Source organism: Pseudomonas sp. (genome assembly GCF_030696055.1).
In the GTDB taxonomy this organism is placed as follows: Bacteria; Pseudomonadota; Gammaproteobacteria; order Pseudomonadales; family Pseudomonadaceae; genus Aquipseudomonas.
The window spans coordinates 1-6,972 of the sequence record NZ_JAUYNP010000136.1; the positions used below are offsets into that span (position 1 = coordinate 1).

At 63.2% G+C, this 6,972-nt stretch carries 9 protein-coding genes; 7 read left to right on the forward strand and 2 right to left on the reverse strand.

Annotation, left to right across the window (positions count from 1 at the left end; genetic code table 11):
* Positions 1-343 precede the first annotated feature (343 nt).
* Together Q8Q83_RS08045 and Q8Q83_RS08050 are read left to right on the forward strand one after the other, a co-directional pair.
* A complete protein-coding gene (locus Q8Q83_RS08045; protein WP_305622682.1) occupies positions 344-1,738 on the forward strand; it encodes a class II fumarate hydratase in 1,395 nt (464 codons plus the stop codon).
* The gene (locus Q8Q83_RS08050; protein WP_305622684.1) at positions 1,731-2,351 is read left to right on the forward strand and encodes an NAD(P)H-dependent oxidoreductase; all 621 of its coding nucleotides are present in this window, start codon (positions 1,731-1,733) and stop codon (positions 2,349-2,351) included. The genes Q8Q83_RS08045 and Q8Q83_RS08050 overlap by 8 nt, the downstream gene beginning before the upstream one ends.
* A gap of 91 nt (positions 2,352-2,442) precedes the next feature.
* Here Q8Q83_RS08050 and prmB read toward each other — a convergent pair whose 3' ends face one another.
* Positions 2,443-3,375 carry a 50S ribosomal protein L3 N(5)-glutamine methyltransferase gene (prmB, locus tag Q8Q83_RS08055; RefSeq protein ID WP_305622685.1) on the reverse strand — a complete coding sequence of 311 codons (933 nt, stop codon included), beginning with the start codon at positions 3,373-3,375 and terminating at the stop codon, positions 2,443-2,445.
* A 316-nt stretch (positions 3,376-3,691) separates the two neighbouring features.
* Here prmB and Q8Q83_RS08060 point away from each other — a divergent pair, with 316 nt between their 5' ends.
* From Q8Q83_RS08060 to Q8Q83_RS08070, 3 genes are all read left to right on the forward strand, one after another.
* Entirely contained in the window at positions 3,692-4,288 is a 597-nt protein-coding gene (locus Q8Q83_RS08060) for a cysteine hydrolase family protein (protein WP_305622687.1), read from the forward strand.
* A 97-nt stretch (positions 4,289-4,385) separates the two neighbouring features.
* A complete protein-coding gene (locus Q8Q83_RS08065; RefSeq protein ID WP_305622688.1) occupies positions 4,386-4,706 on the forward strand; it encodes a hypothetical protein in 321 nt (106 codons plus the stop codon).
* A gap of 69 nt (positions 4,707-4,775) precedes the next feature.
* A complete protein-coding gene (locus Q8Q83_RS08070) occupies positions 4,776-5,348 on the forward strand; it encodes a Smr/MutS family protein (protein WP_305622690.1) in 573 nt (190 codons plus the stop codon).
* Positions 5,349-5,362: 14 nt separating this feature from the next.
* On the opposite strand, the gene Q8Q83_RS08075 is transcribed toward Q8Q83_RS08070, so the two are convergent.
* Positions 5,363-5,911 (reverse strand): carboxymuconolactone decarboxylase family protein, encoded by a 549-nt coding sequence (locus tag Q8Q83_RS08075; protein WP_305622691.1) that lies wholly within the window; start codon positions 5,909-5,911, stop codon positions 5,363-5,365.
* Between the two features lie 87 nt (positions 5,912-5,998).
* Between Q8Q83_RS08075 and Q8Q83_RS08080 the strand changes: the two genes are divergently transcribed.
* Entirely contained in the window at positions 5,999-6,340 is a 342-nt protein-coding gene (locus Q8Q83_RS08080; protein WP_305622693.1) for a helix-turn-helix domain-containing protein, read from the forward strand.
* Between the two features lie 100 nt (positions 6,341-6,440).
* Positions 6,441-6,972 (forward strand): GTP cyclohydrolase I FolE (gene folE, locus Q8Q83_RS08085; protein ID WP_305622695.1); only part of this gene is annotated, 532 nt, incomplete at its 3' end.

Below are 6,972 nucleotides of genomic sequence, written 5' to 3' on the forward strand. Positions count from 1 at the left end.
AGTTTTAGCGCGAGGCAAGGCACGAGACACGAAGTTTGGTTGTTCCAAATGAGTGTCGAGAAACGCAGCACCGCGCTAAAACTGGCCCGGCCCTACGGGTTGCGCGGAAAATCTCGCCATGCGGTGTTGTAGGACTTGGCAAGGGAACAACCATTACCTGCGTCCTACGCCTAGCCTGGCGAGATTTTTCGCAGCAACGTGGCTCGCGAAGAAACGGGAACAGACCCTATCGGGCGAGGAACCTCTGGCCATCCGTAGTAGCCTAACGTGGAGCCTGGCGGACTGAGCGCTGTCCTACTGCGCAATGTCCGCCAGGCCTGGCGCAACTATCCGGAGAGCCCCCATGAGCCGCACAGAGACTGACAGCCTAGGTCCCATCGAAGTCCCCGATGACGCCTATTGGGGCGCCCAGACCCAACGTTCGCTGCTCAACTTCGCCATTGGCCAGGAGCGCATGCCCCTGGCGGTGCTGCACGCCCTGGCCTTGATCAAGAAAGCCGCCGCGCGGGTCAATCAACGCATCGGCGACCTGCCCGCCGATATCGCCCGCCTGATCGAACAGGCCGCCAACGAAGTGCTGGCCGGGCAACACGATGCGCAGTTCCCCCTGGTGGTCTGGCAGACCGGCAGCGGCACCCAGAGCAATATGAACGTCAACGAGGTGATCGCCGGGCGTGCCAACGAACTGGCCGGCGGCGCGCGGGGCGGCAAGAGCCCGGTGCATCCCAACGATCACGTCAATCGCGCGCAAAGCTCCAACGACAGCTTCCCCACCGCCATGCATATAGCGGCGGCTTATGCGGTTCAGCAGCAACTGTTACCCGCCCTCCGCGAGCTGCGCGATGGCCTGCAGGAACAGGCCGAGCGCCATGCCTTGCTGGTCAAGACCGGGCGCACCCATATGATGGATGCCACCCCCATTACCTTCGGCCAGGAGCTGTCGGCCTTTGTCGCTCAACTGGGCTATGCCGAACGGGCGATCCAGAGCGCCCTGCCGGCAGTCTGTGAGCTGGCCCAAGGCGGTACCGCGGTGGGCACCGGGCTCAACTCGCCACAAGGCTTTGCCGAAGCCATGGCCGCCGAGCTGGCGGCCTTGAGCGGCCTAGCGCTGGTCAGCGCACCGAATAAATTCGCCGCCCTGGCCGGTCACGAGCCGCTGGTGCAACTGTCCGGCGCACTAAAGACCCTGGCCGTGGCGCTGATGAAGCTGGCCAATGACTTGCGCCTGCTGGGCTCCGGCCCGCGCGCCGGTTTTGCCGAAGTGCGCCTGCCGGCCAACGAGCCGGGCAGTTCGATCATGCCCGGCAAGGTCAACCCGACCCAATGCGAGGCGCTGTCGATGTTGGCCTGTCAGGTGCTGGGCAACGATGTTGCCATCGGCTTTGCCGCCAGCCAGGGCCATCTGCAATTGAACGTTTTCAAGCCGGTGATCATCCATAACCTGTTGCAATCGATACGCCTGCTCGCCGACGGCTGTCACAACTTCCAGCAGCACTGCATCGCCGGCCTGCAGCCGGATGCCGAACAAATGGCGGCGCACCTGGAACGCGGCCTGATGCTGGTCACCGCGCTGAATCCGCATATCGGCTACGACAAAGCCGCAGAAATCGCCAAGAAGGCGTATCAGGACGGCTGTACCCTGCGCGAGGCCGCGCTACAGCTGGGTTATCTGAGCAATGAACAATTCGACGCCTGGGTGCGTCCCGCAAGCATGCTGGAGGCTGGTCAACATGAGTGAGGAAGTAAAAAGCGGTGCCACTCCATTGGAAGGCGATGGCAAACGCATCCTGATGATTCTCGGCACGCCGAAAAGCGCCGGCCTGTGCCACGCCCTGGGCGAAGCCTATGCCCAAGGCGCGCGCAGCAAGGGCCATGTGGTGCGCCAACTGAAACTGGGGGAAATGAGCTACGACCCGGTACTGCGCGAAGGCTATGAGCAGAGCCAGACCCTGGAACCGGACTTGCTGGAAGCCCAACGGCAGATTCACTGGGCCGAACACCTGGTGTTCGTCTACCCGGTCTGGTGGGGCGGCATTCCGGCGCTGCTCAAGGGCTTCTTCGACCGCACCTTCCTGCCCGGTTTCGCCTTCAAGTACCGCAATCGCTCGCAACTGTGGGACAAGCTGCTCAGCGGGCGTACCGCCGACCTGCTGGTGACCATGGATACACCGCCCTGGTACTTCCGCTGGATCTACGGCGCGCCGGCCCATCGGCAGATGACCCGCACCATCCTCGGTTTCAGCGGCATCAAGACCCGCCGCCTGGCCGAGTTCGCGCCGGTACGTCCTTCTTCCGAAGAACAGCGGCAGAGCTGGCTACGCCGCGCGGAAAATATGGGCTTGCGCGCCTAGCGGCTAGCTTGAGCAAGCAGTGCTCACAAAAATGCCGCTCACTTGCCTTAAGTGAACGGCATCACCTCCATGCGGGGCCTTTAGCCAAGGGTCAGCCATTAACCCGCGAACGGAACAGCGCCTGATGCTCGCGGCACTGCTGGGCAGCCAGCAGAAACACACCGTGACCGCCGCGCTCGAACTCCAGCCAGGTGAAGTCCACATCTGGATACAGCGCCTCGACATGCACCTGGCTATTGCCCACTTCGACTATCAGCACGCCCTTCTCGCTGAGGTGATCGGCCGCCTCCGCCAGCATGCGCCGCACCAGATCCAGACCGTCCTCGCCGCAGGCCAGGCCCAGGGCCGGCTCATGCTGGTATTCGGCCGGCATGTCGGCGAAGTCCTCGGCATCCACGTAGGGCGGATTGGACACTATCAGGTCGAAGCGCTGGCCCGGCAGCCCGGCAAAGCCGTCGCCCTGCACGGTGTAGACGCGCCCATCCAGCTCATGCCGTTCGATGTTCTGGTTGGCCACTTCCAGGGCCTCGTAGGACAGATCGCCCAGCACCACTTCGGCCTCCGGGAACTCGTAGGCACAGGCGATACCGATGCAGCCCGAACCGGTGCACAGATCGAGAATCCGCGCCGGCTCCTCGGCCAGCCAGGGCTGGAAATGCTGCTCGATCAACTCGGCTATAGGTGAGCGCGGCACCAGCACGCGCTCATCGACTATAAACGGCAGGCCACAGAACCAGGCCTCGCCCAGCAGATAGGCGGTCGGCACACGCGCCTCTATGCGCTGCTTGAGCAATGCATGCAAATGAGCATGTTCGTCATCTTCCAGGCGGCAATCGAGGTAGCTGTCGGCGATTTCGTAGGGCAGATGCAGCGCGCCGAGCACCAGCTGGCGGGCTTCGTCCCAGGCATTGTCGGTGCCATGGCCGAAAAACAGGTCTTCGCCATGAAAGCGACTCACCGCCCAACGGATGTAATCGCGCACCGTGCGCAAGCGGGTATTGAGAACTGGCGTAGCGTCGGTCACGGGAGCGTCTCCGGGGTAAAAGTCCGCGCATTCTAGCCCAAGCCATGGCCCACCACGCAGTGCCGAACATCAAGGCGCGCGGGCACGGTAGAGCGCCTAGCAGCGCACATTAGTTTGTACCAACTTCTGCCGCATTCTCCTCCACCTTTTGCGAGCACAAGCCAATGGGCATGGCCCCGAGCGCGGGGGCAGCACAGTAGAAAACCCCCAGGTTCCAGCCGGCCATGGGCAAGATCGCGGTCTAGAGAGGTTCACAGCGGCGCGGCGCAGGCGGACAATGCAGCTAATTGCCCATGCCAGTTTGGAGTTCCCGGCCATGTCCATCCCACAAACCCTGCTAGCGCTCACCGGGCGCGCTCATGCCCCTGCCCGGTTGAGCAATGCGACCCTGCTGATCATCGATGCGCAAGAGGAGTACCGCAGCGGCGTGTTGCAACTGCCCGGGCTGGATGCGGCGCTGGAGGAAATCGGCAAGCTGCTGGCCGCCGCCCGTGCCCAGGGCAGCGCCATAGTCCACGTCAAGCACCTGGGCATACCCGACGGCCTGCTCGACCCGCGCGGCCCACGGGGTCAGCACCTGCCGGAAACCGCGCCCTTGCCCGGCGAGACAGTGGTGGAAAAGCGCATGCCCAATGCCTTTGCCGGTACCGACCTGCATGAACGCCTGCAGGCGCTGGGGCATCTGGACCTGATCATCTGCGGCTTTATGACCCACTCCAGCATCAGCACCACAGTCCGCGCGACCAAGGACTATGGTTATCGCTGCACCCTGGTCGATGCCGCCTGCGCCACCCGCGATCTGCCGACTCTGGACGGCCAGGTGATCAGCGCCGCCGAGATGCACCGCGCCGAAATGATCGCCCTGGCGGACAACTTCGCCGCCGTGGTGCCACGCGCCAGCGCGCTGCTGTAAGCCCGCCGGATCACCAGCAACCTATGCTTGGCCTGCTACGTGGAACCCCACCGACAGCAGCGGGTCATACCGCCGATACCCACAGAGGAAAATCGGGATGAAGCTATCCGATGGTTTTGATGCTCGCCGCTTGCGTCCGCGCGGTTCTACTAGCTGGCGTTTGCGCCTGGGCGCGGTCTTGGCGGCGCTGCTCGCCACCCTCGGCGTGCTGCTGAGCCTGGCCGGAGCGGCCGCTCTGTTTGGCCACACCACGGCACTGGGATCGTTAAACGACTCCCCGTCAGCCGCCGGCACTTTTGTGCTGATCGGGCTGGTGCTGCTGTTTGTCGGGATTATGCTCTGGCGCCTCTGTCGACGCCGCCAGCGGCGCCCCAGCGAACTGAGCATGGCGCCGCACCTGATGAAAAAGCGCGATTGAAGCCTGCCAAGACCGGGCAGCACTAAAGCCGGCTGCTTGGTTACACTAGCGGCCTTCGCGGAGGCCCAGATGCAAGACGACACTGAAAAAGATAACGAAAGCGCCCTGTTCCAAGCCGAGTTACGCGGCGTCAAGCCGATCAAGCACGAACGCGCCGATACCGGCAAAGCCAAACCCAACCGCGCCCAACTGGCCACCCTGCGCCAGGCCGCCACGGCGCGGGTGGAGTCGGTCAAGGTCGATGGCCTGTCCGACCAGTTCGTCATCGACGTAGGCGCCGAAGACCCGCTGTACTGGGCGGCCAACGGCGTGCAGGAAGGTCAGATGCGCAAACTCAAGCTCGGCCAGATCAGCTTCGAGGGCAGCCTCGACCTGCACGGCATGACAGTGGAGAAAGCCCGCGACACCCTGTGGGAATTTATCGCCGAGGCCAACAAGCTGGAAGTGCGCTGCGTGCGCATCACCCATGGCAAGGCGGTGCGCATGGACGGGCGCAAGCCGATGCTCAAGAGCCACGTCAACACCTGGCTACGCCAGCATCCGCAAGTGCTGGGCTTTACCTCCTGCCTGGCCAAGCACGGCGGCACCGGCGCGGTGTACGTGATGCTCAAACGCACCATGCTGGATGGCCGCGACGAGTAAGCCGCGCCTTGTACTCAGCCCGGGAAGCGTGGCGCATCGGCTTCGTGCTCGACCCGCAGGCCATTCACCACGAATGACACCGCATGATAGAAGCCCACCAGCAGCAAGCACTCGATCAGCTGATCCTGGCCAAACTGCGCGCTGAGGCGCTGCCATAGGCCATCGTCCACAGTCGAACTCGCGTGCAGGCTATCCGCCAATGCCAGTAGCGCCTGTTCCGCCGGGCTCCATAGCTGCGCGTCCGGCGTGACGGCGCAGGTATCGGCAATCTGCTCGGAGCTGAATCCGGCCTTGCCGTTAAAGGCCGCGACATGCACGCCCCACTCATACTCAGCGCCACAGCGCGCAGTAGTACGCAGGATCAGCAGCTCGCGCTCACGCAGGCTGATGCTGCCGCGATCGAGCAAGCCGCCGGCGATCAAGCGCTGCAGCACCCGTGGGTTGTGCGCCAGGCTGCGGAACAATTTCAGGGGCGGCACGCCAGGCGGCATGACCCGCTCGAACGCCGCCTGGACGTCGGCCGCATAAGGCGGCTGCACGGGTTGGATACGCGGGCTGTGCATAGGCAAATCTCCTGTTCGGCTGTTAAGCTACTAAAAACGTAGCGAGGCCAATCTAGACTGCTACTAAAAAAGAAGCAAGGAGATACAATGAGCGCAGCAAAACCCGGTCATCCCGTTCGGGGTTCCAGCACGGGACGGCCGATTATGGCGCTGCTCGATCTGCTCGGCAGGCGCTGGAGCCTGCGCGTGCTCTGGGAACTGCATCAGGCCCCTGCCAGCTTTCGCGAGCTACAAAGCCGCTGCGAAGGCTTGTCGCCCTCGGTGCTCAATACCCGTTTAAATGAACTGCGCGAAGCCCGGCTAGTGGAGAACGGCGAACGGGGTTACCAGCTGTCCCGTCTCGGCCTGGAACTGATCGAACAGTTTCTGCCACTGACCGTCTGGGCCGAAAGCTGGGCGGAAAATCTGCCACTGGCGGCGGAAAACTGAGCGCCCCTGGCGCACGCCACTCTTGCCAGCCCGGCAGCGCCGCCCTACCCTGCGCTTCTGTTTATCTATATCCGATAGCCGTTAGTGCCACAGGAAGATCATGTCCCTGGAACAAAACTACACCGCGATACTCGGCCAACTCGGCGAGGACGCCACCCGCGAAGGCCTGCTCGACACCCCCAAGCGTGCCGCCAAAGCCATGCAGTACCTCTGCCGCGGTTATCAGCAGAACCTCGACGAAGTCGTCAACGACGCCCTGTTCAGCTCCGACAACAGCGAAATGGTGCTGGTCAAGAACGTCGAGTTGTACTCGCTGTGCGAACATCACCTGCTGCCGTTTATCGGCAAGGCCCATGTCGCCTATATCCCCAACGGCAAGGTGCTCGGCCTGTCGAAAGTCGCGCGCATCGTCGACATGTACGCGCGCCGTCTGCAGATTCAGGAAAACCTCAGCCGGCAAATCGCCGAGGCCATCCAGCAGGTCACCGGCGCCCTGGGGGTGGCGGTGGTCATCGAAGCCCAGCATATGTGCATGATGATGCGCGGCGTGGAGAAGCAGAACTCCTCCATGGTCACCTCGGTGATGCTCGGCGAATTCCGCGAAAACGCCGCCACCCGCAGCGAATTTCTCA